The organism is Maridesulfovibrio sp., from assembly GCF_963678865.1.
Lineage (GTDB): Bacteria > Desulfobacterota > Desulfovibrionia > Desulfovibrionales > Desulfovibrionaceae > Maridesulfovibrio.
On sequence record NZ_OY787459.1, the window covers coordinates 1,302,204 to 1,327,109 of the forward strand.

The following is a 24,906-nucleotide window of genomic DNA, read 5'->3' on the forward strand; positions in this document are numbered from 1 at the left end:
GGGGAGTCCAGAGGGGGAAACTTTTCCCGAAAGTTTCCCCCTCTGGCCGCCGGAGGCAAAAAGGTGCAATATGAATAATCTTACTCAAAGCCCTGCTGAAGTTCTTGAAATCGGCAAAAAAGTTGAAGCCGGAGAACGCATAAATTTTGATGAGGCCCTGACTCTTCTGGAAAAGGCAGATCTATTTGATCTCGGCAGCCTTGCCCACTCCATTCGGATGAAAAAACACCCTGAGCCGAATGTTACATACGTCATCGACCGCAACATCAACTATTCGAATATTTGTGACTGTGGGTGTCGTTTTTGCGCTTTTTACGTTGCGCCGGGTAAAGACGGCGGCTTCGTAATCAGCAAGGAAGAACTGGGACAAAAGATTCAGGAAACTATTGATCTGGGCGGGACCCAGATTCTCATGCAGGGCGGGCATCACCCGGATCTTCCGCTCTCTTTTTATGAAGATATGCTACGCTTCATCAAAGAGAATTACCCTGTCCATATCCACGCCTTCTCCCCTCCGGAAGTGGTTTACTGGAGTGAACTGAACGGATTATCCATCAAAGAAGTTCTGGAAAGACTGATTAAAGCAGGTCTGGCCTCCATCCCCGGCGGTGGTGCAGAAATTCTGGTTGACGAAGTCCGCAGTCATATAGCGCCCAAAAAATGCAACACTGCCAAGTGGTTGGAAGTAATGGAAACCGCCCACAATCTGGGGCTGCGCACTACTGCGACAATGATGTTCGGTCATGAGGAAAAACCTGTTGACCGCATAAAACACCTCTTTGCCCTGCGTGAAGTTCAGGACCGCACTCACGGATTTACAGCTTTCATTCCATGGACCTTTCAGCCTGACAACACAAATATCCCTGATGCCCGCAAGATGACCAGCGTAGAATACCTGCGCACACTTGCAGTCTCTCGTATCGTGCTCGATAACTTCGACAACGTACAGGTTTCCTGGGTGACCATGGGGCCTAAAATATCGCAATTGGCACTTTATTATGGCGGCAATGATTTTGGCTCCACCATGATCGAGGAGAACGTTGTCAAGGCTGCCGGTGTGAGCTTCAGGCTTTCTGAAGCTGAAATTCACAACTTGATCATTAAAGCCGGATTCGTACCCAAGCAAAGGCTTATGGATTACACCCTTGCGGAGAAAATTAATGGATAATGTAAAAATAGGCCGCATTTCTTACCTGAATGTCTTGCCAATCTATTATCCACTGGAAGCCGGGTTGATCGAAAACAATTTTGAATTCGTCTATGGTCCGCCAGCACAGCTGAATAAAATGATGTCCGAAGGGTTAATGCACATCGCGTCTAACTCATGCATAGAATACCTGCGTCATTCCGAGCAGTATTTGCTGCTGCCTGATCTGGCAATCGGCAGCCGGGGCCCGGTGCAGTCCGTTATCATGATCAGCCGCAAACCGCTTGAACAACTCAAAGGATGTAAAGTACTGGTCAGCGCACAGACACACACCTCTGCTGCTTTGCTAAAAGTGCTTCTGTCTGAATACATTCCTCTCAACGCTACTTACGAAACAGGAAATGCTACAGAAAGACTCGAAGCTGGCGAGCAACCAGAGGCGATACTTTGCATTGGTGACGAAGCCCTGAACCTACGTAAGCATGAAGACTACCCCTACATCTTTGATCTCGGTGAGGAATGGATAAGATGGACCGGCCTGCCGTTTATCTTCGGTATCTGGACCGTACGCCGCGATGCTGCTGAACGCGAAGACGTAAAACAGGCCATACGAGATCTGATCAGGGCCAAAAAATGGGGCCAAGCCAATATTGAAAAAATCTGCGAAATGACCGCCGACAAGACGATGCTCAATATGGAAGAAAGCCGTTCATACTATGACGGACTTGTATATGATTTAGGCAAAACAGAAATCGAAGGTCTTAAAGTTTTCGCGAAATATCTGGTTAAGACCGGACAAATAAATCATATTCCTGAACTCGAATTTATTGAAATATAATAAAATCCACTATGGAAAATCAAGGTTCCGGGAAGCCCATGCAAAAATTATCTCAAATTGATTCTAAATATTTTTTAAGTTAGCTGATGCTGAATTTAAAATAGCCCCACAATAAAGGCCTTAATATCATTAAAGATATTAAGGCCTTTATTAATAAATACTTACAAAACTAACTGCAAAACGCAGCCAAGAATTTTGGGAATCTTAAAAAAGTATCAATAGGATTTTAAGCACTGTCAGAGCCGCTGAAACCTATCCTGCAAGCTGCTTAACGTGTTCAATAAAATAACGCACAGCAGGGAAAAATTCTCGTCCCTGCAGATGTGCAAGATAGAAGCTTCTTTCCAGATTCAAAGGCAGGTCCTTGATATGAACAAGCTCCCCGGAATCGATAAGTGACTGTGCCGCAAGCCTTGAAGTTACGCTTACCCCAAGCCCAGCCCTAACACACTGAACTACAGCCTGAGTGGATTCTACCCAGACAGTTACATTCAGTTCACGTACGCTGGTACCCATTTCAGTCAAGCCGGCTTCAAGCGCTTTGCGGGTGCCAGAACCGCCTTCACGCATAACCCATGGCAGCTCGGCCAGATGCTGGATATCATCAATACCGTCATAGTTGCGCACAAGCACAGGAGGAGCAACGATAACAAGCTCATCCCTCATGATGGGGACAAACTCGATATTTGGTACATCGACAGTTGCACCCACAACACCGAGAATTAGCTCACCACTGCGAACTTTTTCGAGTATTTCAGTCGTATCACCAACAGAAAGATGAACACTGACATCAGGATATTTTTTGCAATAGTTGTATAAAAGATCAGGCAAAAGATAGTGCGATGGAATCGTACTACCACCGATCTCCAGATCGCCAACTACTTTATCACGCAGGATATTTATTTCATTTTCGGCTTTACCTATCAGATGGTAAATATCCTTTGCATTACGGTAAAGAACTTCGCCGGCCTGCGTTGCCATAATAGACCGCCCCAAACGATCAAACAAGTGAACGCCAAGCTCTTCTTCAAGGGTAGAAATATGAGCACTGATAGTTGGCTGAGAAAGAAATAGTTCTTTGCCTGCCTTAGAAAAACTTTTTAATTCATAAACTTTGCAGAAAGCTTCGAGTCGACGTAAATCCATGTAATCTCTCGTATCGAAAATATCTATATGTAATTATAAAAAAAAGGGACGGAATGACTTCCGCCCCTTTGAATAAGCATTGATTTATGCTTCCTGAGCTTCTTCAGCAGGTGCTGCTGCTTCAACAGAAGCTTCAGCACGTTTGGTAAGCTCGATGATGCACATAGGAGCGCAATCACCCTTACGGGGATCAGCGAGCTTGATGATGCGTGTGTAACCACCACCGCCGCCAACATAGCGGGGTCCGATTTCATCGAAGAGCCTCTTAACAAGACCATGGTTCTCAAGAGTCTTGTATGCAAGACGTCTGGAGTGGAGATCATTGCGAAGGGCAAGGGTGATCAGCTTTTCACAGGAGCTTCTCAGTTCCTTTGCCTTGGGCTCTGTGGTACGGATATGTTCGTAGGTCAGCAGGGAGCGAACCATGTTTTTCAGCATGGCTTTCCTGTGAGAATTGCTCCTGTTGAACTTTCTTCCGGACTTTTTATGCCTCATTTTTCTCTTTCCTCTTCAGCCATTCCTGATGCTTTTTATCGAAATCCTCGAGGATCATACCGAACTTGAGATCCATGCTGTCAAGAACACGACGGATTTCGTCGAGAGACTTACGTCCGAAGTTCTTGGTTTTAAGCATGGCCTGTTCAGTGCGCTGCACAAGTTCACCAACAATACGGATGTTGGCAGCCTTGAGGCAGTTTGTAGCACGAACGGACAGTTCGAGTTCATCGATGCTCTTGAACAGATTCGGGTTAAGATCGAGGTCGCTTTCTTTGGACTCTTCCTGCTCGGATCCCATTTCATCAAAATTGATGAATACGGAGAGCTGATCCTTGAGGATTTTTGCACTGTAGGCAATTGCATCCTCAGGGGTAACGGAACCGTCAGTGAAAACTTCGAGGATAAGTTTGTCATAGTTGGTCATCTGACCGACACGGGCCTGCTCCACACTGTAAGCAACCTTACGAATGGGAGAGAAGCTTGAGTCGAGCACAATATGACCGATCTCATTGACAAGACCATCGTGCATGTCAGCAGGAACATAGCCCTTGCCCATGCGGATCTCGAAAGTCATCTCCATGTCCATCTTCTCAGACAGAGTCGCAATAATCTGCTCAGGATTGAGGACTTTGACGTTCTGGTTTTCCTGAATATCAGCTGCGGTGACGACGCCCTGTTTGTTTACCCTGAGGGTAAGAAACTGGGGTTCATCTGTAGTCATTGCGAATCTGATCTGCTTGATGTTCAGAACAATCTCAGTCACATCTTCCATCACACCTTCAATAGTGGTGAATTCGTGCTGAACTCCTTCGATCTTTACAGCAACCGCGGCAGCTCCCTGCATTGAGGAGAGCAGCACTCTCCGAAGAGAGTTACCGATGGTTGTTCCAAATCCGCGCTCAAGGGGTTCACAAATGAACTTACCGTAAAGCTCGTTAGACTTGGGGTCACGCACAAGCTGTTCCGGCTTAACCAGCTCGGCCCAGTTGCGGGTGTTGATGAGTTTGTCACCGTCTTGAATAAGCATGCACTAATCCTTCTTATTTGGAGTACAGCTCGACAATCAGCTGTTCGTTGATAGGGAACTGGATATCTTCCCTAGTCGGCATCGCTTTAACTTCACCTTTAAATTTTGCGCCATCGGATTCAAGCCACTCAGGGCAACCGCGACGGGCAATAACTTCCTGTGCTTCAGTAATCACGGGGATTTTACGGGATTCTTCACGAACCTCGATTACATCACCGGGCTTAACGTGCATAGAAGGAACATTAACACGTCTGCCGTTTTTGGTGAAGATGCCGTGTTTCACGAGCTGGCGAGCCTGCGCACGGGAGTTGGCAAAACCAAGACGGTAAACAGTATTATCAAGGCGGGTCTCAAGAAGCATGAGCAGGTTCGCACCGGTAACACCCTTCATGGAATCAGCACGCTTGAAATAGCTGCGGAACTGGCCTTCCAGGACACCGTACATGCGACGCACTTTCTGCTTCTCACGAAGCTGAATAGCGTAGTCACTCATTTTCTTTCTCATGCGACCGGCAATACCGGGAGCATAAGGACGACGTTCATAAGAACACTTATCAGTAAAGCAGCGGTCGCCTTTAATGAAAAGCTTTTCGCCTTCTCGGCGGCACAGTCTGCATTTTGCTTTAGTATATCTGGCCAAGGTTATTACTCCTTCGAAATTAGACCCTGCGACGTTTCGGCGGACGACAGCCGTTGTGCGGGATGGGTGTTATATCGCGAATGAAGTTAACCTTCATACCGACGTTACCGATTGCGCGCATAGCTGCTTCACGACCGGAGCCGGGGCCTTTGACAAAAATACCAACAGTACGCATACCCTGATCCTGAGCTTTTCTGGCAGCGGTTTCAGCAGCAACCTGTGCAGCAAAGGGAGTAGATTTTCTGGATCCCTTGAAACCGGAAGCACCGGAAGTAGCCCAGCTGATTACGTTACCTTTCAGATCAGTGAAGGTAATGATGGTATTATTGAATGTTGCTTTTACGTGAGCGATGCCCACGGGAACATTCTTTTTCTCTTTTTTCTTGCCGGAACGGCGAGGTCTAGCCATACCATTCTCTCCAGAATGAATTTATATCAGCAGCACGAAGACCTTATCATGGTCTGACAACTGCGGATTGAATTATTTCTTCTTTCTGCTCATGACAGAGCGACGGGGACCTTTGCGAGTTCTTGCGTTGGTCTTAGAGCTCTGACCGCGCACGGGCAATCCGCGACGGTGACGCAGTCCGCGGTAACATCCGATATCCATCAGACGCTTAATGTCAGCAATCTGATCGCGGCGAAGGTCACCTTCAACTTTGTAATTATCTTCAAGTTCCTTACGGATGGTGTTCACCTGCTCGCCACTGAGATCGTCAGTTTTGAGTGTCCAGTCAATACCAACAGTATCAAGAATCTTGAGAGCGGTAGTCCGACCTACACCGTAGATGTAAGTCAGTGCAATATCCAAACGCTTATTTTTCGGAAGGTCTACTCCAGCGATACGAGCCACAGTTATACCTCTCTATCCTTGACGCTGTTTGTGTCTGGGGTTGTCACAAATAACCCTCAGAACACCCTTGCGTCTGATTACTTTGCATTTGGGACAAATCTTCTTAACAGATGGTCTTACTTTCATGACCGTCTCCAAATAATGCAGTTAAACAGTTTCAACAGTCGGGAGCTAGCCGACTGTGGGCCTAATGCCTCAGCTACCCACTGAAGGGTAACCGTACCATGCCAGTCTTTCGTTGCCGCGAAATTCAAGACGTGTACTCTACAGAATGATTTTAAAAAAATCAACCCCTCTGGAGTACCTAAAAATAATTTATGACAGGCTCAAAATCTGAGGCCCGTCCGCAGTAATGGCAATGGTGTGCTCGAAATGGGCGGACAGCTTCCCGTCCTTGGTCACAGCGGTCCAATTGTCATCGAGAATCTCGATATCGTGAGAACCTTCGGTCACCATCGGTTCGATGGCGAGGACCATTCCCGTTCTAAGCTGCACACCTGGAAGACCCGAGGGTACAAAGTTGGGTACTTCAGGTTTTTCATGAAGGTTTCGCCCGATGCCGTGCCCCACAAAACGGCGCACAACTCCGAACCCTGCTCCTTCAGCATATTCCTGAACTGCCCGGGAAATATCATAAAGACTGTTACCAGGCAATGCCTGTTTGATACCGAGCATAAGAGATTCACGGGTAACATCAAGGAGCTTACGGGTAGAGTCAGCAATAGCACCTACCGGGTAAGTACGGGCTGAGTCCCCATAAAATCCCTGATAAATAACACCCATATCAATGCTGACTATATCACCTTCTTCAAGAACTCTTTTCTCAGAAGGAAATCCGTGAACAATTTCCTCGTTCACAGAGCAGCAAAGGGCGAATGGAAATCCGTGGTAACCTTTAAAAGCCGGTTTAACCCCGAAACCTTCGCAGGCTTGGCAGGCTGCTTCTTCAAGGCTCATGGTCGTAATCCCCGGCTTGATAGCCTCGCCCAACATATCCAGTATGGTAGAAACAAGACGATTGGCCTCACGCATGAGGCCAATCTCCTTGTCATTTTTGAGGTAGATACCTCTGTACTTTTTCAAAGCAATTACCTGCCTTTGATCTTACTGCCCTTACCCATGAGTCCCTCATACTGACGGGAAATCATGTAGGATTCAATCTTACCCATAAAGTCCATGGCTACACCGACAACGATGAGCAGTGCGGTTCCACCAAAGTAGAAAGGCACGTTGAACTGAGCGATCAGAATCATAGGCAGTACGCAGATAGCTGCTACGTACAGAGATCCCCAGAGAGTGATCCTGGTCAGAATACGGTCAATGTATTCACGTGTTCTGTTACCGGGACGAATACCGGGAATAAAACCACCCTGTTTCTGAATATTCTCTGCTATTCCTTTGGGATCAAACATGATCGCAGTGTAAAAATAACAGAAGAATATAATCAGGGCGACGTATACAAGGTTATATACGATGGAAGACGGAGCGAAGTACGCAGAGAACTTGGAAAGAATCTCATTGTTCGAAAAACTGGCCAAGGTTGCTGGGAACATCAGGATACTGGATGCAAAGATGGGGGGAATAACACCGGCGGTGTTAATTCGCAGGGGCAGATGTGTGGTCTGTCCGCCCATCATTTTACGTCCCATCATGCGCTTGGCATAATGGATTGGAATCCTGCGCTGTCCACGCTCCATATATACGATAAAAGCGAGAATGGCGACCATAAATGCCAAAACAAAAAGAAGCAGGAAAAGTGTAATCTCACCAGCCTGCATCAATCTGAAAGTATTGAAAATAGCGGCGGGAAGTCCTGCCACAATACCGGCAAAAATGATCATAGAGATACCGTTACCAATGCCTTTCTCGGTCATTTGCTCACCGAGCCACATCAGAAAAACAGTACCTGCTGTCAGAGTCAGGATGGTTATTCCGCGGAAAGCCCATCCTGCATGCAGTACAACAGGGGCACCGGTAGGACTGGTCATACTTTCCAGCCCGACAGCGATGCCGAAACCCTGAACTAATGTAATCAGTACAGTGCCGTATCTGGTGTACTGTGTAATCTTCTTGCGTCCCTGAGCCCCTTCTTCCTGAAGCCGTTTAATGGTGGGACTGACCACACCTAGAAGTTGAACGATAATAGACGCGGATATATAGGGCATGATCCCTAACGCGAATATGGACAAGTTACGCAACCCGCCGCCTGAGAACATGTCAAAAAGGCCGAAGAGAGTGTTGGAAACACTCTCAAAAAAATCGGCCAATGCTGAGCTGTCTACGCCCGGGACCGGGATATGAATCCCGATCCGGTAGACAGCCAGAAGAAGAAAAGTCCAAAGGAGCTTTTTCTTCAGTTCCGGCAGTCGGGAAAGATTATCAACTCCAGACAATGCCACGTTTTATCCTTCCAGGGCTTTGGCAGTACCACCTGCCTTTGTGATCTTTTCAGTCGCAGATGCGCTGAAGCGGTGTGCTTCGATGGTTACGGCAGCACCAACTTCACCCATACCGAGGACTTTAACGAGTGCACCTTTTTTGCAAAGGCCTTTTTCGTAAATGTCTTCAAGGGAGATTTCGGTTTTACCTTCGAAGGCGCCAAGAATCTGACCTACGTTGAGAGCTACGTACTCTTCGCGGAAAGGATTCTTGAAACCGCGCTTAGGCAGACGACGAGCCAGAGGCATCTGACCGCCTTCAAACCAGGCAGGGACACCGCCGCCGGAGCGAGCATTCTGTCCTTTATGACCCTTGCCGGAGGTTCCACCCCAGCCGGAGCCGCCGCCGCGACCTACGCGCTTGCGATTTTTACGTTCCTCTTCGAACGGATATATTTCGTGCAGCCTCATGATTCAGTTACCTCCACAAGGTGCTCAACTTTTTTGATCATCCCTCTGATGACGGGAGAATCTTCAAAGCTTTTTTCCTGTCTGATCTTGCGCAGTCCCAGTGCCTTAACAGTGGCACGCTGTTTGGGATTGCAGCCGATCATGCTGCGTACGAGTTTTACCTTAAGCATAACTATGTCCTCCTACTTTCTGGGAGTCACAACTGTCTTCCCGCGAAGCTGACCAACTTCTTCAGCACTGCGAAGGGAAGCAAGTCCGGCGATAGTCGCGCGAAGGACGTTATGCGGGTTGTTGGTGCCGATAGCCTTAGTAAGGATATCGTGTACGCCTACAACTTCAAGTACCGCACGCACAGGACCACCGGCGATGATACCGGTACCCTTGGAGGCGGGCTTGAGCATTACGCGTCCTGCACCGTAACGGCCGAGAACTTCGTAAGGGAGAGTTCCGTCCAGCAAAGGAACGGAGATCATTTCTTTGCGAGCTTTCTCAGAAGCTTTTCTGATAGCTTCAGGAACCTCGTTTGCCTTACCAAGTCCGAAACCGACCTGACCTTTACCGTCACCTACCACAACCAGGGCGCTGAAGGAAAACCTTCTACCACCCTTAACAACTTTAGCTACTCGGTTGAGGTAAACGATTTTTTCAATCAGACCCAGATCATTCTGTTCCATGGATATTCCCATAAGTTTAGAATTTCAGGCCACCCTCACGAGCGCCGTCTGCCAGGGCCTTGACCCTGCCGTGATAGATATAACCGCTACGGTCGAAAACAACTGTTTCGATCTTGAGTTCCTTAGCCTTTGCAGCAATGTCTTTACCGACCTGAGCTGCAGTCTCGCAGGTAAGCTTAAGAGCTTCACCGTCTTTGGCGAGGGCTTTGGAAGAAGAAGCGGTCACGGTTTTGCCAATCAGATCATCCACGAGCTGAGCGTAGATGTGCTTATTTGAACGGAATACAACAAGACGCGGGCGAGCTGCAGTACCGCTGATTTTTTTGCGGATGCGGATCTTTTTACGCTGTCTTGCCTGTTCTTTAGTCATTTTCATGGCTTTACCCTACTATTTACCGGACTTACCGGCTTTACGTCTGATCTGTTCATCGATGTACTTGACGCCCTTGCCTTTATAAGGCTCCGGCGGACGTACACGACGCAGCTGCGCTGCAACTTCACCGACCAACTGCTTGTCTACGCCGCTGATGGTGAGCTTTGTGTTGCCTTCTGCGCTAGCTTCAATTCCAGCAGGCAGTTCATAGTTAACGGGGTGGGAGAAACCAACGTTAAGAACGATGTTTTTACCCTGTACGCTAACCTTGTAACCAACACCGACTACTTCCAAAGTCTTGGAGAAGCCTTTGGAGACTCCTTCAATGCAGTTGGAAAGCAGGGAACGGTGCAGGCCGTGCTGAGCACGTTCCTGACGGGAATCGCCAGACCTCTTCACCTCGACCACATTATCAGCAACGGAAAAGCTGACCATGGGGTGTACCGGGGTGGTGATGGTGCCTTTGGGTCCCTTTACGGAAACCACATCTGCACCAACAGTTACTTCCACTCCGGAAGGTATATCAATAGGTTTTTTTCCAATTCTGGACATAATAAAACCTCTCTACCAGATTTCGCACAAGAGTTCGCCGCCAACGTTAAGCTCTTTAGCTTTAACGCCGTCAACTACGCCCTTTGAAGTGGAAAGTATGCAAATCCCAAGTCCGTTGAGGACTGAGGGAATATCTTCAACGCCTACAAACACGCGACGACCGGGTGTGCTGATTTTTTTCATGCCACTAATAAGGGCTTTTCCATCAACATACTTGAGGGTGACGTTAATTTCGTTATCTTCAGCAGTGAAGTCAACGATATAACCTTCATCCTTGAGAATCCCGGCGATAGCTGTTTTGATCTTGGACCCGGGAATGGACACGGACTTATGATAAGCACCGTGAGCATTGCGAATGCGGGTCAGCATATCGGCGATAGGATCGACAACAGGCATTTTAAACTCCTTATATTACCAGCTGGCTTTACGCACGCCGGGAAGTTCACCCGCAAGGGCCTTTTCCCTGAAGCAGATACGGCAGATGCCATATTTGCGCAGGAATGCACGAGGACGACCGCAGATGGGACATCTGTTATATTCGCGCACTTTGAACTTAGGCTTACGTTTCGCCTTAACTTTTAAAGCTGTCCTGGCCAAAACGATATCCTCCTATTTCTTGAAGGGCATTCCAAGAAGCTCGAGGAGCATCTTGCCTTCTTTATCAGTTTTAGCGGAGGTGACGATAGTCACGTTCATCCCTTTAGTAATCTCGATTTTATCGAGCTGAATCTCAGGAAAGATAGTCAGTTCCTTGATTCCGAGGGTGAAGTTGCCGCGTCCATCGAAGCCTTTGTCAGGAATTCCGCGGAAGTCGCGAACACGAGGAAGTGCAAAGCTGATCAGCTTATCCAGGAAGTCCCACATGAGATCTCTGCGAAGAGTTACACGGGAACCTACAGGCATTCCTTCGCGCAGCTTAAAAGCTGCAATTGACTTTTTCGCTCTGGTGACAACTGCGCGCTGACCTGCAATAGCAGTCAGTTCTTCAACAGCACCGTCGATGAGCTTAGCGTTCTGGCTTGCTTCACCGAGTCCGATGTTCAGAGAGATTGCCTTTATACCGGGAATCTCCATCGAACTCTTGTACCCGAACTCTTTGTTAAGAGCCGGGGCGACCTTGTCCGTATATATTTTTTCGAGACGTGTCATCGCAAAACCCTAGTCGATGATTTCGTTACATTTTTTACAAAAACGGATGTTTTTTCCGTCTTCGGTCTCACGTACGCCAACTCGGGTTGCTTTAGTGCAAGCGGGGCACACAACCTGAATGTTGGAGATGTGAATAGGGGCTTCTTTCTCAACGATTCCGCCGGGCTGGTTTGCATAAGGGTTCGGCTTGGTGTGCCTGGAAACCATATTAACCTGCTCTACAAGGACAGTGTCCTTCTTGCGGTTGATCTTGAGGACCTTACCGATCTTCCCCTTATCCTTGCCGGCGATGACCATTACTTTGTCATCAACATGTATCTTGTTCATGCCGTTTACCTTCTTGTGATAAGGATTACAGAACCTCGGGAGCGAGAGAAACGATCTTCATGAAGCCTGCGCCTCTGAGTTCTCTTGCTACGGGCCCGAAGATACGGGTCCCTACCGGGTCCATGGAGTTGTTCAGAAGAACGGCAGAGTTATTGTCGAACTTGATGTAGGAACCGTCAGGACGACCAATTTCTTTTTTGGTACGAACAACAACTGCCTTCATCACAGCGCCCTTCTTCACTTTGGAATGGGGCATCGCTTCCTTAACGGAAACCACAATAATGTCTCCGACACTGGCGTAGCGTCTCTTGGAACCGCCAAGTACCTTGATGCAAGATACTTTTTTGGCACCAGAGTTATCTGCTACGTCAAGTTTAGATTCTACCTGAATCATAGCTAATACCCCTAAACTGCTTTTTCCAGAATTTTATCGAGATGCCACCTTTTGCGCCGGCTAAGGGGGCGGAATTCAACAATCTGCACCTTATCGCCGATACCGCACTCGTTGGACGGATCATGTGCCATGAATTTGGTGTGGCGACGGATGAATTTTTTATACAGGGGGTGCTTAACGAGGGTCTCACAACGAACGACAATTGTCTTGTCGGCTTTGTCGGAGACAACAACGCCGGTCAGCACGCGCCTGTTTCCTTTCAGATTAAGCTCTGCCATGGCTTATGCTCCCAGTTCCTTTTCACGCTGCACGGTGAGGATCTTTGCGATGTCTTTTTTAACATCGGACAGTCTCTGGGTGTTTTCCAGCTGAGCAGTAGCGTGCTGGAAACGAAGGTTGAAAAGCTCCTGACGAGCTTCTGCAAGCTTCTCATTCAGAGCAGCGTTGTCGAGTTCACGAAGTTCTTTGGCTTTCATTTTACAATCCCTCCTTGACTACAATGGTAGTTTTAACAGGAAGCTTGTGAGATGCACGGACCAAAGCTTCTTTGGCCAGTTCAATATCAACGCCCTTAACTTCGTACAGAATACGACCGGGTTTAACCGGGGCAACCCAACCGACTGGGGAACCTTTACCTTTACCCTGTCTGACTTCAGCAGGCTTGGCAGTGATAGGCATGTCGGGGAAAACCCTGATCCAAACCTGACCGCCACGCTTGATGTGACGCATGATAGCGATACGAGCTGATTCAATCTGGTTGTTGGTAAGTTTTCCGTGTTCCAGAGTCTTAATCGCGATATCGCCAAAAGCGATAGTAGAACCGCGCTGGGCTTTACCTTTCAGACGACCTTTCTGACGTTTACGGAATTTAACTTTCTTAGGTGATAGCATTACTGTTCCACCTCGTGGTCGAGAATTTCACCTTTGAAGATCCAGACCTTGATGCCAATGACACCGTAGGTGGTGTTAGCTCTTGCTACACCGTAATCGATGTCAGCTCTAAGAGTCTGAAGGGGCACACGGCCATCGCGGTACCATTCGGTACGAGCAATTTCAGCACCGGCAAGACGACCGGCACAAGCCACTTTGATACCCTCTGCGCCGAACTTGCGGGCAAGGCCCACAATGCGCTTCATAGCGCGGCGGAAAGCCACACGGCGCTCAAGCTGCTGTGCAATATTTTCAGCAACGAGCTGCGCGTCGGTTTCGGGACGGCGAATTTCATTTACTTCGAGAGCGAATTCTTTATTGAATTTTCTACGAAGATCTTCACGGAGCTTTTCGATCTCAACACCTTTACGGCCGATAACGATACCGGGACGTGCAGTGTGGATGATCAGACGGATTTTGCCGCCGGCACGCTCAATCTCGATTTTGGAGACACCTGCGTGAAAGATCTTCTCTTTTACATATTTACGAATGCTGTCGTCTTCGTAGACGAAAGCGGGATAGTCCTTACTGGAGAACCATCTGGAAAGCCAGTTCTTGGTGTATCCAAGTCTGAAGCCGTATGGATGTACTTTCTGACCCATGACACTACCCTACATTTCTTTTACTACGACGGTTATATGGCTGGTGCGCTTGCGAATGCGATACGCACGACCCATAGCCCTGGGCTGAATTCTCTTCCAGGTAGGACCTTCGTCAACTTTAACGATGTCCACGCAGAGAGAGTCAACATCCACTCCGGGAATCTGCTCGGCATTAGCCACTGCAGAGTAAAGCACTTTACTGAGCATTTCAGCACCCTTTTTGGGAGTGAATTTCAGAATGTTGAGGGCTTCCTCAACCGGCTTTCCCTTGATGTTTTCCGCTACCAAGCGCACTTTCCTAGGAGAAATGCGCATATATTTTGCAATAGCTCTTGCTTCCATTGCTCAACACCTTCTAGCGTTTGGCCTTGCTTTTCTTATCTGCAGCGTGGCCGTAGTAGGTACGGGTGGGGGAGAATTCGCCCAACTTATGTCCTACCATGTTTTCGGTCACGAAGACAGGAATAAACTTACGGCCATTATGTACTGCGAAGGTCAAACCTACCATTTCGGGAATGATAGTTGAGCGACGGGACCAGGTCTGGATAACCTTGCGGTCACCTGATTCCTGAGCTTTTACGACCTTTTTAAGCAGATGATCGTCAATAAACGGGCCTTTTTTCAGTGATCTTGGCATTACAGTCTCCTACCTCTGCCCGCGGCGTTTAACGATGAGCTTGGAAGAAGGTTTCTTCTTACTGCGGGTCTTGTATCCCTTAGCAGGCATACCCCAAGGAGAAACGGGGTGTCTACCACCGGAACTGCGACCTTCACCACCACCGAGGGGGTGATCGATCGGGTTCATGGCAACACCACGAACTTTAGGTCTGCGACCCAGCCAGCGGTTACGGCCAGCTTTACCGAGGGTAATGTTTTCGTGGTGGATGTTACCAACCTGACCTACGGTTGCACAGCAAGTAGCGAGCACCTTGCGGACTTCGCCGGAAGGCATGCGCAGAAGAGCATATTTGCCTTCTTTAGCAATGAGCTGTGCATAGGTACCGGCAGCGCGGCAGAACTGTCCACCTTTTCCGGGATACAATTCGATATTGTGAACGATAGTACCAACAGGAATGTTCTTCAGCAGGAGAGCGTTACCGGGTTTGATATCGGCTTTTTCACCAGCCAGAATCATATCACCCTTGTTCAGTCCTACAGGACAAAGAATGTAGCGCTTTTCACCGTCTGCGTAGTGAAGCAGAGCGATGCGTGCGGACCTGTTGGGATCATATTCGATTGAAGCAACAGTTGCGGGTACTTCAACTTTATTACGTTTGAAGTCGATGATACGGTAAAGACGTTTAACGCCACCGCCACGACGACGAGAAGTAACCCGGCCGTTATTGTTTCTACCGGCCTTCTTGGTCAGACCCTTGGTAAGGGACTTTTCCGGAGTAGACTTGGTAATCTCCTCAAAGGTGGAGATAGTCTGGAACCGGCGACCCGGCGAGGTCGGCTTCAGTTTACGAGTAGCCATCTCTTAAACTCCTTCGAAGAATTCGATTTTTTCGCCTTCGGAAAGCTTAACGTAAGCTTTCTTGTAGCCGGACAATTTGCCGACAACACGGCCGAACTTTCTGCGAAGACCAGGTCTTTTACGTACGATACGTACGGAATCAACCTTGACGTCAAAAGCAGATTCAACTGCTTTTTTGACTTCAGTCTTGTTGGCAGAAGGCAGCACGTAGAAGGCAACCTGATTGGCTGCTTCCTTAATGTCAGTAGCCTTTTCCGATATTACCGGTTTGATAAGAATCTGAGTATAGTCCATGACTATTTCAACCTCTCCTGCAGATCCTGTGCTGCGTTCTCAAGCATTACCAGCTGACGAGCTTTCAGAATGTCATAAACATTCAGCTGATCGGCAGTGATAAGCTTAATGCCGGGGATGTTCCTCGCAGAAAGGAGGAGTTTGTTATCTGCGTCCTTGACAACGACCAAGGCTTTTTCAAGACCAAGAGCTTCAGCAACTTCAACGAAGAGCTTAGTCTTAATCTCGGGCAGGTCGATGTTCTTTACAACCATCATCTTTTCTTCGCTGAATCTGGAAGTAAGAGCCATCCTGAGAGCAAGACGGCGGACCTTTTTATTAACCTTGAAGGAGTAGTCGCGGGGCTGGGGACCGAAAGTAGTTCCACCACCACGCCACAGGGGTGAACGTGTGGAGCCTGAACGAGCACGACCGGTGCCCTTCTGACGCCAAGGCTTAGCACCACCGCCACGTTTCATACCACGAGTTTTGGTGGCATGAGTACCCTGACGTTTGGCTGCAAGCTGGGAACGTACTACGAGATGCAGGATTTCAGGCTTGACCGGAACTTCGAAAACTTCCGGAGCCAGATCCATGCTCCCGACTTCCTTTTTAGTTTGATCATATATAGTAATGGTAGCCATTTTTTAATTCCTCTAGCTGGTCTTACGGATCATAACGAGACCGTTCTTAGGTCCGGGAACCTGTCCCTTAACCACGAGAACGTTTTCGTCTGCACGAACGTCTACGATTTCAATGTTGGAAACAGTAACGCGCTCGTTACCCATCTGACCGGGCATTTTTTTGCCTTTGAATACTTTGCCAGGGAAAGTAGCGTGGCCGATGGAACCAGGAGAACGGTGTACCTTTTCAGCACCGTGGGACGCACGGGAACCAGCAAAGTTCCAGCGCTTCATTACACCCTGGAAACCTTTACCCTTTGAGGTGCCGGTAACTTTTACCTTTTCACCTGCGGCAAAGATGTCCACGGAAATTTCCTGGCCCAGTTCGTAGTCAGCTACAGACTCAAGGGGAAACTCACGAAGGTGACGGAAGTAGCCTTTACCGGCTTTTTCCTGATGGCCTTTCGCGGGTTTGTTAACCTTGCGCTCGGGAAGAGCGTCGTAGCCGAGCTGGATGGCGTTGTAGCCTTCCTTATCTTCAGTCTTAACCTGCATTACAGGGCAAGGACCTACTTCGAGAACAGTGACAGGCACGATAGAACCGTCGTCCGCAAAGACGCGGGTCATGCCCAGTTTTTTACCGAGTAAACCGATAGTTTTTGCCATGTTGAATCCCTCCCTTACAGCTTGATTTCAACGTCAACACCAGCGGGCAGGCTAAGCTTGCCGAGTGCGTCAACGGTCTGCTGGGTGGGTTCAAGAATATCAAGCAGACGCTTGTGGATTCTCATCTCAAACTGCTCACGAGACTTTTTGTCTACGTGTACAGAACGCTGAATGGTAGTACGGCTGATCTGTGTAGGCAGCGGGATGGGACCTGCGATAGCAGCTCCGGTATTGCGGGCAGTATCCACAATCTCGGTAACTGCTTTATCAAGGATACGGTAGTCGTATGCCTTGAGCTTGATCCTGATACGATCACTAGTCATAGAAACCATGTTAATTTCTCCTAAATGAATTCAGAGACGGCCTTTTACGTGCAACGGTAAGAAGGATTGTGAGGTGTCTCCTTCCTGGCCTGGTATGGTCGTCCAGCCAGCATGCCGGACCTTATACCCTATCTCTGTGGTTTCACGGGGCGGTTCCCGTAAAAATAAGAACCTCCCGAACACTATGGGTCCGGGAGGTATATTGCTTTTTCAGCACTGCTGTCAAGCTAAAATGAGCTTAAAATTAAATTTAATCTAATTTTTATTGATCAGCTCTTCAGCAATGGAAGCAGGAACAGGCTCGTAATGGTCGAATTGCATGGTAAAAGTAGCACGGCCCTGAGTCTTGGAGCGGAGGTCAGTTGCATAACCGAACATTTCGCTCAGAGGAACGTCGCACTTAACAACCTGTGCATTAGCACGGGCTTCCATGGAACCGACACGGCCACGGCGACCATTAAGGTCACCCATGACGTCGCCGAGGTACTCTTCAGGAGTAACAACTTCAACAGACATGATGGGCTCGAGCAACTGGGGAGCAGCTTTCTTAACAGCTTCCTTCAGCGCCATAGAACCGGCGATGTAGAACGCCTGCTCGGAGGAGTCAACATCGTGGTAGGAACCGAAGGTCAGTGTGGCCTTGATGTCTACGAGCGGGTAGCCGGCGATAACACCGTTCTTCATTGCATCGTGGATACCACGGTCAACTGCGGGAATGTATTCTTTCGGAATTACGCCGCCTTTAATTTCGTCGACGAATTCGTATTCAGCTTCTTTGTTGGGCTCGATGGTAACGACAACGTGACCGTACTGACCACGACCACCGGACTGCTTTGCGTACTTATGGTCAACTTCCACCTGCTTGGTGATAGTTTCGCGGTAAGCAACGCGGGGAGCACCGACGTTTGCGTTAACATTGAACTCACGGAGCAGGCGGTCAACGATAACTTCGAGGTGAAGTTCGCCCATACCTGCAATAAGAGTCTGACCGGTTTCCTCGTCACCTTTAACGCGGAAAGAGGGGTCTTCCTTAGCGAGCTTTGCAAGCCCCTGACTGAGCAGATCGCGGTCAGCCTTGGTCTTGGGTTCAATTGCAACTTCGATTACAGGCTCGGGAATATCGAGGGATTCGAGTACAACTGCATTTTTCTGCTCACAAAGAGTGTCACCGGTAGCCATGTTTTTGAGACCAACAGCAGCTACGATGTCACCAGCGTATGCTTCCTTGATTTCTTCACGCTTGTTGGCATGCATCTTCAGCAGACGACCAATACGCTCTTTTTTACCAGTTGCGCCGTTGATGAAAGTAGCACCGGATTCAATTTTACCGGAGTACAGGCGCAGGAAGGTAAGGTGACCGACAAAGGGGTCGGTCATGAGCTTGAAGGAAAGAGCTGCGAGAGGAAGATCATCATCACAAGGACACTTAATTTCCTTTTCACTGTGAGGATCAATACCAACAATAGCTTTAATATCAAGCGGAGAAGGAAGATAATCCACGACAGCGTCAAGCAGGGGCTGAACACCTTTGTTCTTGAAAGCGGTACCGCAAAGAACAGGGCAGATGGTCAGATTGATTGTTGCTGTACGGATACCCTTGATGATTTCTTCGGGGGTGAGTTCTTCTCCTCCGAGGTATTTATCAAGAAGTTCTTCATCTTCTTCAGCAATGGCTTCGATCATTTCGAGGCGCATGGCTTCGTATTTATCCATCAGGTCGGCAGGAATATCCTCAATGGAATAATCCTTGCCCATGACGTCGGTGTAGATGAATGCCTTACCAGTGATAAGGTCAACTGCACCCTGATATTCATCTTCAGCTCCGATAGGAATCTGAAGGGGAACGGCTTTTGCGCCGAGACGGTCCTTGAGCATTTCTACACAACGGAAGAAGTCTGCTCCGATACGGTCCATCTTGTTAACGAAAGCCATACGGGGAACTTTATATCTATCAGCCTGACGCCATACAGTTTCAGACTGAGGTTCAACACCGGCAACTGCGTCGAAAACGGCTACTGCGCCGTCAAGTACGCGCAGCGCACGCTCAACTTCCATAGTGAAGTCAACGTGACCGGGAGTATCAATAATGTTGACGCGGTGATCTTTCCACATACAGGTAGTTGCAGCACTGGTAATGGTAATGCCGCGTTCCTGTTCCTGAACCATCCAGTCCATGGTGGCTTCGCCGTCATGAACTTCACCGATTTTATGAGAAACACCAGTATAGAAAAGGATGCGCTCTGTAGTGGTAGTCTTACCCGCATCAATGTGGGCCATGATACCAATGTTACGCTGTTTATCTCTAGCAACCTGTCTAGCCACTTTGTACTCCGATTACCAACGGTAGTGAGCAAAAGCCTTGTTGGCTTCGGCCATACGATGGGTGTCTTCCTTTTTCTTCACAGCTCCGCCGCGCTTGTTGTAAGCATCGAGGAACTCACCGCTAAGACGGGCGACCATGCCCTTCTCACCTCTGGAACGTGCGTAGTTGATCAGCCATCTGATAGCCAGAGAAACCTGACGATCGGGACGGACTTCAACAGGCACCTGATAAGTAGCACCACCGACTCGGCGGGACTTTACTTCCACGTGAGGCTTAACGTTTTCCACTGCCTTTTCAAAAGCCTTGATCGGATCTTCCTGAGTTTTGTCACCGAGGAATTCAAGAGCTTGGTAGAATATATTTTCAGACACACTCTTCTTACCGTCGTACATGAGTCTGTTCATGAACTTGGTTGCGAGCTGGGATCCGTATACCGGATCGGGAAGAATTTGTCTTTTGGATACCGGACCTTTACGAGGCATATTGGTATACTCCTTGGAATTTAATGCTATTTAGGACGCTTTGCGCCGTACTTGGAACGACCCTGACGACGATCAGCAACACCTGCGGTGTCAAGAGAGCCGCGAACAATGTGGTAACGTACACCAGGTAAGTCTTTTACACGACCACCACGGATAAGTACCACGGAGTGTTCCTGAAGATTATGACCTTCACCACCGATGTATGCAGTAACTTCGATGGCATTAGTCAGACGCACACGAGCGACCTTACGCAGTGCGGAGTTAGGCTTCTTAGGGGTAGTTGTGTACACACGAGTACAAACGCCACGGCGCTGGGGGCAGGCCTGAAGCGCAGGAGTCTTCTTACGCTTGAGCTGCTTTTCACGCCCTTTTCTTATAAGCTGATTGATGGTTGGCATGAACCCTCCAAATTTAATTTTATTGCAAAGACCGACGCAGTTAGACTAATATTTCACAATTTGTCAAGGACAAATGTGCAATACTTCATCAACACCCCTCAAGTCAGGCTGCAACCACCTGCTCTTCCGGATGAGTCTGCGTACTGGCGCCAGCACTATCTTTCGTTAACGAGCAACGGCTCATCTTCAAGTTCTTCAAGGAACTTATCAGCACGTTCAGGCTGGTCTGGAACGACAATGTCAGTACGTGCATACTTGCGGAAACCGGTCCCGGCCGGAATGAGTCGACCAACAATGACGTTTTCTTTCAGGCCGCGCAGATAGTCTTTCTTGCCGCACAAGGATGACTCGGTAAGAACCTTGGTAGTCTCCTGGAAAGAAGCAGCTGATATGAAAGAAGCGGTTGAAAGAGAAGCCTGAGTGATACCGAGAACATGTGTCTGTGCGGTAGCAGGCTTAAGTCCGTTGGCGACAGCGTCCTGGTTGGTTTCCATGAAGCGCTGCTTGTCCACCTGTTCGCCCACAAGAAAATGGGTCTCACCGGGATCAACGATGCTGACCTTCTTGAGCATCTGGCGGACAATAACTTCGATGTGCTTATCGTTAATTCCAACACCCTGGAAACGGTAAACATCCTGAATTTCTTCAACCAGAAAGCGTGCGAGATATTTCTCACCCTTAACTTTCAGGATGTCGTGCAGTTCAGGCAGGCCTTCAGTCATCAGGTCACCGGCTTCTACGAAGTCGCCTTCCTGAGCTGTGATATGACGGCCTTTAGGCACAAGATATTCTTTGGTTTCACCAATTTCAGGGGTAACAACAATTTTGCGCTTGCCTTTGGATTCAGGTCCATAGGAGACCACACCATCAATCTCCGAAATGATTCCAAGTTCCTTTGGTTTACGCACTTCAAACAGCTCCGCAACTCGGGGAAGACCACCAACAATGTCTTTGGTCTTTGAAGTTTCACGAAGCTTACGGGCGATAATATCACCAGCATTGACGATATTACCATCCCTAACCATCAAAATCGCACCGACCGGAAGCGGATAAATCGCTTTCAAGGTGGATCCTGGACGAGTCAGGGGTTCACCTTCTTCGTCGCAGATGGAGAGTGACGGTTTAAAGTTGGTGGTACGATATTCCTGGATTGTGAAGGTAGTCTGCCCTGTGGCTTCGTCAACACGCTCCTGATAAGTTTTACCTTCAACGAGGTCGGTAAACTTAACCGTACCGGTTACTTCTGTGATGAAGGGTTCTGCAAGCGGATCCCACTCGGCCAGCATGGTTCCCTGTGTGATCTGCTGCCCTTCTTCAACAAAAAGTTTTGCACCAAGCGGGAGAACGTATTTTTCACGCTCCCTGCCCTGCTCGTCCACGATACCTATCTGGCAACTCTTACCAAGGACCATCTGATGGCCGTCGGCGTTGCGGACGGAGCGCATACGGTTCAGAACAACAGAACCGTTATGCTGTGCTTCAAAAGATGACTGCTGAATTTCACGGCTTGCTGTACCACCGATGTGGAAGGTACGCATTGTCAGCTGTGTTCCAGGCTCACCAATGGACTGCGCTGCGATGATACCTACGGTTTCACCTACGTTTACAACATGCCCTCTCGCAAGGTCACGCCCATAACACATGGCGCATATACCGTGCTTCGAACGGCAGGTCAAAGGAGAACGCACAGTCATGGAGTTGATACCGTTTTCATCAATGATCTTGGCTGCTGCTTCATCAATAAGAGAATCGGCAGGGACAAGGATCTCACCGGTATCTTCCTTGACAACGTCGTAAATTGTCACGCGGCCGAGAACTTTTTCCGCCAGTCTTTCCTTGATTTCGCCACCCTTGATGTAGTGGGTCAACTCAAGTCCATCGACTGTGCGGCAGTCGTGTTCAGCAATTGTCACGTCCTGAACTACGTCAACGAGACGACGGGTAAGATAACCGGAGTTCGCTGTTTTCAGCGCGGTATCGGCGAGACCTTTACGAGCACCGTGAGTAGAAATAAAGTACTGGAGAACGGAGAGACCTTCACGGAAGGATGAAGTAATCGGAGTTTCGATAATTTCACCGGAAGGTTTCGCCATCAGACCACGCATACCTGCAAGCTGACGCATCTGGTCCTGGTTACCACGAGCACCGGAATGTGCCATCATGAAGACCGGGTTGAAGGAAGAGTTTGTTACCTGCTTACCTGTCTTGGGATCAACCATGACATCGGTGGACATTTCGTTGGTCATCTCAGTTGATACGTCGTTGGTTACTTTGGTCCAAACGTCGACAACTTTGTTGTACTTCTCAGTACGGGTGATGATACCTTCGCGGTACTGGGATTCAATGTTTTCAACTTCGGCGTAAGCTGCGTCAAGCAGGCCCGCTTTCGCAGCAGGAATGGTTAAGTCTTTAACGCCGATGGTCACTGCAGCGCGGGTTGCGTGCTCGTAACCAAGGTCCTTGAGGCGGTCACAAAGAATGACAGTCGCTTTGCTGCCTGCGGTGCGGTAGGCACTGGAAACCAGCTTGGCAATGTTTTTCTTGGTCATGACCACGTTGGCGTACTCGTAGCCCATTCCTTCGGGGAGCAATTCACCTACAAGGATACGTCCGGGAGTTGTTTCCACGAGCTGGCCTTCGACACGAACCTTAACGCGAGCGTGCATGCTGACAACTTTTGCATCCAAAGCGGCAATAACTTCCCACGGTGCCGTGAAAACCATGCCTTCCCCTTTGGAGAAAGAACGCTCAACAGTCAGATAGTACAGACCGAGAACAATATCCTGAGAGGGGTTGATGATCGGCTGCCCGTTAGCAGGCGACAGGATGTTGTTTGAAGACATCATCAGAACACGACACTCAATCTGCGCTTCCACAGAAAGAGGAACGTGAACAGCCATCTGGTCACCGTCAAAGTCAGCGTTGTATGCAGAACATACCAGCGGATGCAACTGAATAGCCTTACCTTCTACCAGAGTCGGCTCGAAAGACTGGATACCAAGACGGTGAAGGGTCGGAGCACGGTTGAGCATAATGGGGTATTCGCGAACAACATCGTCGAGGATATCCCAGACAACAAGGTCTTCACGCTCAACCATCTTTTTAGCGCTCTTGATGGTTGTAGCGATCTCCCTGCGCTCAAGTTCAGCGTAAATAAAGGGCTTAAACAGTTCCAGAGCCATCTTCTTGGGAAGACCGCACTGGTGCAGTTTCAGCTTCGGACCAACGACAATTACGGAACGGCCTGAGTAGTCAACACGCTTACCAAGCAGGTTCTGACGGAAGCGGCCCTGTTTACCCTTGATCATGTCTGAAAGAGATTTCAAGGGACGACCATTGGTACCGGTGATTGCGCGGCCACGACGTCCATTGTCGAACAATGCGTCGACGGACTCCTGCAGCATACGCTTCTCGTTGCGGATGATAATATCCGGAGCACCGAGTTCAATGAGTCGCTTCAAACGGTTGTTCCTGTTAATAACGCGGCGGTAAAGATCGTTAAGATCTGATGTTGCAAAACGGCCGCCATCAAGAGGAACCAGAGGACGAAGTTCGGGCGGAATAACCGGCACAACATCCATGATCATCCACTGACAATCGTTACCGGATTCAAGAAAAGCTTCGACGATCTTAAGACGTTTGGTCAGCTTTTTCTTTTTGGTCTGGGAACGTGTAGTCAGGGATTCTTCGCGGAGCTCATGGCGAAGTGCAGGCATATCAATCTGAGCCAGCAGACCTTTGATGGTCTCAGCACCCATGCCGACTTCAATGGCTTCTTCACCGTAGTGGTCGATAACCTGAAAATACTGGTCCTCGGAAATAATCTGATACTGCTTGAGAGGAGTTTCACCCGGATTCAGTACAATGTAGGAATCGAAGTACAGAACCTTTTCAAGATCGGCCATGGTGATATCCAGCAAGGTACCAATCTTGGAAGGCAGTGTCTTCAAAAACCAGATATGGGCGACAGGAGCGGCAAGCTCAATGTGGCCCATGCGTTCACGTCTGACTTTGGAAGCGATAACTTCAACACCGCATTTTTCACATACGATGCCGCGGTGTTTCATGCGCTTGTACTTACCGCAGTTACACTCGTAGTCTTTTACGGGTCCGAAAATTTTAGCGCAGAAAAGACCATCTCTTTCCGGCTTGAAAGTCCTGTAGTTGATGGTCTCGGGCTTCTTGACTTCACCGAAAGACCACTCTCGGATCTTCTCGGGAGAAGCAATGGAAATCTGAATACCTTTGAGGCCGCGTCCAGCGAGGCCTGCACCGGATGTTCTACGCATAGTGAACAGTTCGTCCAGACTCATTAATATACCCCTTACATGAAAAGGTTTTA

General features: G+C 48.7%; 36 protein-coding genes. 2 read left to right on the forward strand and 34 right to left on the reverse strand.

What is annotated here, in order from left to right; genetic code table 11:
* The first annotated feature begins 70 nt into the window (after nt 1-70).
* Together mqnC and ACKU41_RS06020 are read left to right on the forward strand one after the other, a co-directional pair.
* Nucleotides 71-1,168 (forward strand): cyclic dehypoxanthinyl futalosine synthase, encoded by a 1,098-nt coding sequence (gene mqnC, locus ACKU41_RS06015; protein ID WP_321404648.1) that lies wholly within the window; start codon nt 71-73, stop codon nt 1,166-1,168.
* Nucleotides 1,161-1,985, forward strand: a complete 825-nt coding sequence (locus tag ACKU41_RS06020; protein ID WP_321404649.1) for a menaquinone biosynthesis protein — start codon at nt 1,161-1,163, stop codon at nt 1,983-1,985. The genes mqnC and ACKU41_RS06020 overlap by 8 nt, the downstream gene beginning before the upstream one ends.
* Before the next feature lie 252 nt (nt 1,986-2,237).
* On the opposite strand, the gene ACKU41_RS06025 is transcribed toward ACKU41_RS06020, so the two are convergent.
* The 34 genes from ACKU41_RS06025 to rpoC form a co-directional block, all read right to left on the reverse strand.
* Nucleotides 2,238-3,131, reverse strand: a complete 894-nt coding sequence (locus ACKU41_RS06025; RefSeq protein ID WP_319780448.1) for a selenium metabolism-associated LysR family transcriptional regulator — start codon at nt 3,129-3,131, stop codon at nt 2,238-2,240.
* Nucleotides 3,132-3,215: 84 nt separating this feature from the next.
* A complete protein-coding gene (rplQ, locus tag ACKU41_RS06030) occupies nt 3,216-3,626 on the reverse strand; it encodes a 50S ribosomal protein L17 (RefSeq protein WP_321404650.1) in 411 nt (136 codons plus the stop codon).
* Nucleotides 3,616-4,656, reverse strand: a complete 1,041-nt coding sequence (locus ACKU41_RS06035) for a DNA-directed RNA polymerase subunit alpha (RefSeq protein ID WP_319780450.1) — start codon at nt 4,654-4,656, stop codon at nt 3,616-3,618. Before ACKU41_RS06035 ends, rplQ begins: the two co-directional genes overlap by 11 nt.
* 13 nt (nt 4,657-4,669) lie before the next feature.
* The gene (gene rpsD, locus ACKU41_RS06040; RefSeq protein WP_319780451.1) at nt 4,670-5,296 is read right to left on the reverse strand and encodes a 30S ribosomal protein S4; all 627 of its coding nucleotides are present in this window, start codon (nt 5,294-5,296) and stop codon (nt 4,670-4,672) included.
* Nucleotides 5,297-5,315: 19 nt separating this feature from the next.
* Nucleotides 5,316-5,705, reverse strand: coding sequence for a 30S ribosomal protein S11 (gene rpsK / locus ACKU41_RS06045; RefSeq protein ID WP_015851090.1), 390 nt, complete (start codon nt 5,703-5,705; stop codon nt 5,316-5,318).
* A 72-nt stretch (nt 5,706-5,777) separates the two neighbouring features.
* Nucleotides 5,778-6,149, reverse strand: a complete 372-nt coding sequence (rpsM, locus tag ACKU41_RS06050; protein WP_015851089.1) for a 30S ribosomal protein S13 — start codon at nt 6,147-6,149, stop codon at nt 5,778-5,780.
* Between the two features lie 12 nt (nt 6,150-6,161).
* The gene (gene rpmJ, locus ACKU41_RS06055) at nt 6,162-6,275 is read right to left on the reverse strand and encodes a 50S ribosomal protein L36 (protein ID WP_015851088.1); all 114 of its coding nucleotides are present in this window, start codon (nt 6,273-6,275) and stop codon (nt 6,162-6,164) included.
* A gap of 189 nt (nt 6,276-6,464) precedes the next feature.
* The gene (gene map / locus ACKU41_RS06060; protein WP_319780453.1) at nt 6,465-7,232 is read right to left on the reverse strand and encodes a type I methionyl aminopeptidase; all 768 of its coding nucleotides are present in this window, start codon (nt 7,230-7,232) and stop codon (nt 6,465-6,467) included.
* Between the two features lie 5 nt (nt 7,233-7,237).
* Nucleotides 7,238-8,548 carry a preprotein translocase subunit SecY gene (gene secY / locus ACKU41_RS06065; RefSeq protein WP_319780454.1) on the reverse strand — a complete coding sequence of 437 codons (1,311 nt, stop codon included), beginning with the start codon at nt 8,546-8,548 and terminating at the stop codon, nt 7,238-7,240.
* A 3-nt stretch (nt 8,549-8,551) separates the two neighbouring features.
* Nucleotides 8,552-8,998: a 50S ribosomal protein L15 gene (rplO, locus tag ACKU41_RS06070; RefSeq protein WP_319780455.1), complete on the reverse strand. Its 447-nt coding sequence runs from the start codon at nt 8,996-8,998 to the stop codon at nt 8,552-8,554.
* Nucleotides 8,995-9,168, reverse strand: a complete 174-nt coding sequence (gene rpmD, locus ACKU41_RS06075) for a 50S ribosomal protein L30 (RefSeq protein WP_319780456.1) — start codon at nt 9,166-9,168, stop codon at nt 8,995-8,997. Before rpmD ends, rplO begins: the two co-directional genes overlap by 4 nt.
* Nucleotides 9,169-9,180: 12 nt before the next feature.
* On the reverse strand, nt 9,181-9,672 hold the full coding sequence (gene rpsE, locus ACKU41_RS06080; protein WP_319780457.1) for a 30S ribosomal protein S5: 492 nt from the start codon (nt 9,670-9,672) through the stop codon (nt 9,181-9,183).
* A gap of 16 nt (nt 9,673-9,688) precedes the next feature.
* Nucleotides 9,689-10,048 (reverse strand): 50S ribosomal protein L18, encoded by a 360-nt coding sequence (rplR, locus tag ACKU41_RS06085; RefSeq protein ID WP_163352562.1) that lies wholly within the window; start codon nt 10,046-10,048, stop codon nt 9,689-9,691.
* A gap of 12 nt (nt 10,049-10,060) precedes the next feature.
* On the reverse strand, nt 10,061-10,597 hold the full coding sequence (gene rplF, locus ACKU41_RS06090) for a 50S ribosomal protein L6 (protein ID WP_321404654.1): 537 nt from the start codon (nt 10,595-10,597) through the stop codon (nt 10,061-10,063).
* Between the two features lie 12 nt (nt 10,598-10,609).
* A complete protein-coding gene (rpsH, locus tag ACKU41_RS06095; protein ID WP_319780459.1) occupies nt 10,610-10,993 on the reverse strand; it encodes a 30S ribosomal protein S8 in 384 nt (127 codons plus the stop codon).
* 15 nt (nt 10,994-11,008) lie between these two features.
* The gene (locus tag ACKU41_RS06100) at nt 11,009-11,194 is read right to left on the reverse strand and encodes a type Z 30S ribosomal protein S14 (protein ID WP_015337847.1); all 186 of its coding nucleotides are present in this window, start codon (nt 11,192-11,194) and stop codon (nt 11,009-11,011) included.
* Nucleotides 11,195-11,206: 12 nt separating this feature from the next.
* On the reverse strand, nt 11,207-11,746 hold the full coding sequence (rplE, locus tag ACKU41_RS06105) for a 50S ribosomal protein L5 (protein ID WP_015851079.1): 540 nt from the start codon (nt 11,744-11,746) through the stop codon (nt 11,207-11,209).
* A 9-nt stretch (nt 11,747-11,755) separates the two neighbouring features.
* Nucleotides 11,756-12,073: a 50S ribosomal protein L24 gene (gene rplX / locus ACKU41_RS06110; RefSeq protein ID WP_319780460.1), complete on the reverse strand. Its 318-nt coding sequence runs from the start codon at nt 12,071-12,073 to the stop codon at nt 11,756-11,758.
* 25 nt (nt 12,074-12,098) lie between these two features.
* Nucleotides 12,099-12,467, reverse strand: coding sequence for a 50S ribosomal protein L14 (gene rplN, locus ACKU41_RS06115; protein ID WP_015851077.1), 369 nt, complete (start codon nt 12,465-12,467; stop codon nt 12,099-12,101).
* A gap of 11 nt (nt 12,468-12,478) precedes the next feature.
* The gene (rpsQ, locus tag ACKU41_RS06120; RefSeq protein ID WP_319780461.1) at nt 12,479-12,745 is read right to left on the reverse strand and encodes a 30S ribosomal protein S17; all 267 of its coding nucleotides are present in this window, start codon (nt 12,743-12,745) and stop codon (nt 12,479-12,481) included.
* 3 nt (nt 12,746-12,748) lie between these two features.
* Nucleotides 12,749-12,943, reverse strand: coding sequence for a 50S ribosomal protein L29 (rpmC, locus tag ACKU41_RS06125; protein WP_015851075.1), 195 nt, complete (start codon nt 12,941-12,943; stop codon nt 12,749-12,751).
* A gap of 1 nt (nt 12,944) precedes the next feature.
* Complete coding sequence (gene rplP / locus ACKU41_RS06130; RefSeq protein ID WP_319780462.1) at nt 12,945-13,358, reverse strand: 50S ribosomal protein L16; 414 nt, start codon at nt 13,356-13,358, stop codon at nt 12,945-12,947.
* Nucleotides 13,358-13,999, reverse strand: coding sequence for a 30S ribosomal protein S3 (gene rpsC / locus ACKU41_RS06135; RefSeq protein ID WP_319780464.1), 642 nt, complete (start codon nt 13,997-13,999; stop codon nt 13,358-13,360). Before rpsC ends, rplP begins: the two co-directional genes overlap by 1 nt.
* Before the next feature lie 9 nt (nt 14,000-14,008).
* Nucleotides 14,009-14,341 (reverse strand): 50S ribosomal protein L22, encoded by a 333-nt coding sequence (gene rplV, locus ACKU41_RS06140; RefSeq protein WP_015851072.1) that lies wholly within the window; start codon nt 14,339-14,341, stop codon nt 14,009-14,011.
* A 13-nt stretch (nt 14,342-14,354) separates the two neighbouring features.
* A complete protein-coding gene (rpsS, locus tag ACKU41_RS06145) occupies nt 14,355-14,636 on the reverse strand; it encodes a 30S ribosomal protein S19 (RefSeq protein WP_015851071.1) in 282 nt (93 codons plus the stop codon).
* Between the two features lie 9 nt (nt 14,637-14,645).
* Entirely contained in the window at nt 14,646-15,476 is an 831-nt protein-coding gene (gene rplB, locus ACKU41_RS06150; protein WP_319780465.1) for a 50S ribosomal protein L2, read from the reverse strand.
* Between the two features lie 3 nt (nt 15,477-15,479).
* Nucleotides 15,480-15,770 carry a 50S ribosomal protein L23 gene (gene rplW, locus ACKU41_RS06155; protein ID WP_015851069.1) on the reverse strand — a complete coding sequence of 97 codons (291 nt, stop codon included), beginning with the start codon at nt 15,768-15,770 and terminating at the stop codon, nt 15,480-15,482.
* 2 nt (nt 15,771-15,772) lie between these two features.
* Nucleotides 15,773-16,393, reverse strand: a complete 621-nt coding sequence (gene rplD, locus ACKU41_RS06160; RefSeq protein WP_319780466.1) for a 50S ribosomal protein L4 — start codon at nt 16,391-16,393, stop codon at nt 15,773-15,775.
* Between the two features lie 12 nt (nt 16,394-16,405).
* The gene (gene rplC, locus ACKU41_RS06165; RefSeq protein WP_319780467.1) at nt 16,406-17,038 is read right to left on the reverse strand and encodes a 50S ribosomal protein L3; all 633 of its coding nucleotides are present in this window, start codon (nt 17,036-17,038) and stop codon (nt 16,406-16,408) included.
* Between the two features lie 14 nt (nt 17,039-17,052).
* The gene (gene rpsJ / locus ACKU41_RS06170) at nt 17,053-17,370 is read right to left on the reverse strand and encodes a 30S ribosomal protein S10 (protein WP_015851066.1); all 318 of its coding nucleotides are present in this window, start codon (nt 17,368-17,370) and stop codon (nt 17,053-17,055) included.
* A gap of 246 nt (nt 17,371-17,616) precedes the next feature.
* On the reverse strand, nt 17,617-19,638 hold the full coding sequence (gene fusA, locus ACKU41_RS06175) for an elongation factor G (protein WP_407944428.1): 2,022 nt from the start codon (nt 19,636-19,638) through the stop codon (nt 17,617-17,619).
* Nucleotides 19,639-19,695: 57 nt separating this feature from the next.
* Nucleotides 19,696-20,166, reverse strand: coding sequence for a 30S ribosomal protein S7 (gene rpsG / locus ACKU41_RS06180; protein ID WP_319780469.1), 471 nt, complete (start codon nt 20,164-20,166; stop codon nt 19,696-19,698).
* A gap of 26 nt (nt 20,167-20,192) precedes the next feature.
* Complete coding sequence (gene rpsL / locus ACKU41_RS06185; protein WP_015851063.1) at nt 20,193-20,564, reverse strand: 30S ribosomal protein S12; 372 nt, start codon at nt 20,562-20,564, stop codon at nt 20,193-20,195.
* A gap of 155 nt (nt 20,565-20,719) precedes the next feature.
* Entirely contained in the window at nt 20,720-24,877 is a 4,158-nt protein-coding gene (gene rpoC / locus ACKU41_RS06190) for a DNA-directed RNA polymerase subunit beta' (RefSeq protein WP_319780470.1), read from the reverse strand.
* Nucleotides 24,878-24,906 lie beyond the last annotated feature (29 nt).

What these genes read in the sequence shown, in the direction of transcription:
- mqnC (WP_321404648.1), top strand. Translation starts at nt 71, where the DNA reads ATGAATAATCTTACTCAAAGCCCTGCTGAAGTTCTTGAAATCGGCAAA.
- ACKU41_RS06020 (WP_321404649.1), top strand. Translation starts at nt 1,161, where the DNA reads ATGGATAATGTAAAAATAGGCCGCATTTCTTACCTGAATGTCTTGCCA.
- ACKU41_RS06025 (WP_319780448.1), bottom strand. Translation starts at nt 3,131, where the DNA reads ATGGATTTACGTCGACTCGAAGCTTTCTGCAAAGTTTATGAATTAAAA.
- rplQ (WP_321404650.1), bottom strand. Translation starts at nt 3,626, where the DNA reads ATGAGGCATAAAAAGTCCGGAAGAAAGTTCAACAGGAGCAATTCTCAC.
- ACKU41_RS06035 (WP_319780450.1), bottom strand. Translation starts at nt 4,656, where the DNA reads ATGCTTATTCAAGACGGTGACAAACTCATCAACACCCGCAACTGGGCC.
- rpsK (WP_015851090.1), bottom strand. Translation starts at nt 5,705, where the DNA reads ATGGCTAGACCTCGCCGTTCCGGCAAGAAAAAAGAGAAAAAGAATGTT.
- rpmJ (WP_015851088.1), bottom strand. Translation starts at nt 6,275, where the DNA reads ATGAAAGTAAGACCATCTGTTAAGAAGATTTGTCCCAAATGCAAAGTA.
- rplO (WP_319780455.1), bottom strand. Translation starts at nt 8,998, where the DNA reads ATGAGGCTGCACGAAATATATCCGTTCGAAGAGGAACGTAAAAATCGC.
- rpmD (WP_319780456.1), bottom strand. Translation starts at nt 9,168, where the DNA reads ATGCTTAAGGTAAAACTCGTACGCAGCATGATCGGCTGCAATCCCAAA.
- rpsE (WP_319780457.1), bottom strand. Translation starts at nt 9,672, where the DNA reads ATGGAACAGAATGATCTGGGTCTGATTGAAAAAATCGTTTACCTCAAC.
- rplR (WP_163352562.1), bottom strand. Translation starts at nt 10,048, where the DNA reads ATGAAAATGACTAAAGAACAGGCAAGACAGCGTAAAAAGATCCGCATC.
- rplF (WP_321404654.1), bottom strand. Translation starts at nt 10,597, where the DNA reads ATGTCCAGAATTGGAAAAAAACCTATTGATATACCTTCCGGAGTGGAA.
- rpsH (WP_319780459.1), bottom strand. Translation starts at nt 10,993, where the DNA reads ATGCCTGTTGTCGATCCTATCGCCGATATGCTGACCCGCATTCGCAAT.
- rplE (WP_015851079.1), bottom strand. Translation starts at nt 11,746, where the DNA reads ATGACACGTCTCGAAAAAATATATACGGACAAGGTCGCCCCGGCTCTT.
- rplX (WP_319780460.1), bottom strand. Translation starts at nt 12,073, where the DNA reads ATGAACAAGATACATGTTGATGACAAAGTAATGGTCATCGCCGGCAAG.
- rplN (WP_015851077.1), bottom strand. Translation starts at nt 12,467, where the DNA reads ATGATTCAGGTAGAATCTAAACTTGACGTAGCAGATAACTCTGGTGCC.
- rpsQ (WP_319780461.1), bottom strand. Translation starts at nt 12,745, where the DNA reads ATGGCAGAGCTTAATCTGAAAGGAAACAGGCGCGTGCTGACCGGCGTT.
- rpmC (WP_015851075.1), bottom strand. Translation starts at nt 12,943, where the DNA reads ATGAAAGCCAAAGAACTTCGTGAACTCGACAACGCTGCTCTGAATGAG.
- rplP (WP_319780462.1), bottom strand. Translation starts at nt 13,358, where the DNA reads ATGCTATCACCTAAGAAAGTTAAATTCCGTAAACGTCAGAAAGGTCGT.
- rpsC (WP_319780464.1), bottom strand. Translation starts at nt 13,999, where the DNA reads ATGGGTCAGAAAGTACATCCATACGGCTTCAGACTTGGATACACCAAG.
- rplV (WP_015851072.1), bottom strand. Translation starts at nt 14,341, where the DNA reads ATGGAAGCAAGAGCTATTGCAAAATATATGCGCATTTCTCCTAGGAAA.
- rpsS (WP_015851071.1), bottom strand. Translation starts at nt 14,636, where the DNA reads ATGCCAAGATCACTGAAAAAAGGCCCGTTTATTGACGATCATCTGCTT.
- rplB (WP_319780465.1), bottom strand. Translation starts at nt 15,476, where the DNA reads ATGGCTACTCGTAAACTGAAGCCGACCTCGCCGGGTCGCCGGTTCCAG.
- rplW (WP_015851069.1), bottom strand. Translation starts at nt 15,770, where the DNA reads ATGGACTATACTCAGATTCTTATCAAACCGGTAATATCGGAAAAGGCT.
- rplD (WP_319780466.1), bottom strand. Translation starts at nt 16,393, where the DNA reads ATGGCTACCATTACTATATATGATCAAACTAAAAAGGAAGTCGGGAGC.
- rplC (WP_319780467.1), bottom strand. Translation starts at nt 17,038, where the DNA reads ATGGCAAAAACTATCGGTTTACTCGGTAAAAAACTGGGCATGACCCGC.
- rpsJ (WP_015851066.1), bottom strand. Translation starts at nt 17,370, where the DNA reads ATGGTTTCTATGACTAGTGATCGTATCAGGATCAAGCTCAAGGCATAC.
- fusA (WP_407944428.1), bottom strand. Translation starts at nt 19,638, where the DNA reads ATGGCCCACATTGATGCGGGTAAGACTACCACTACAGAGCGCATCCTT.
- rpsG (WP_319780469.1), bottom strand. Translation starts at nt 20,166, where the DNA reads ATGCCTCGTAAAGGTCCGGTATCCAAAAGACAAATTCTTCCCGATCCG.
- rpsL (WP_015851063.1), bottom strand. Translation starts at nt 20,564, where the DNA reads ATGCCAACCATCAATCAGCTTATAAGAAAAGGGCGTGAAAAGCAGCTC.
- rpoC (WP_319780470.1), bottom strand. Translation starts at nt 24,877, where the DNA reads ATGAGTCTGGACGAACTGTTCACTATGCGTAGAACATCCGGTGCAGGC.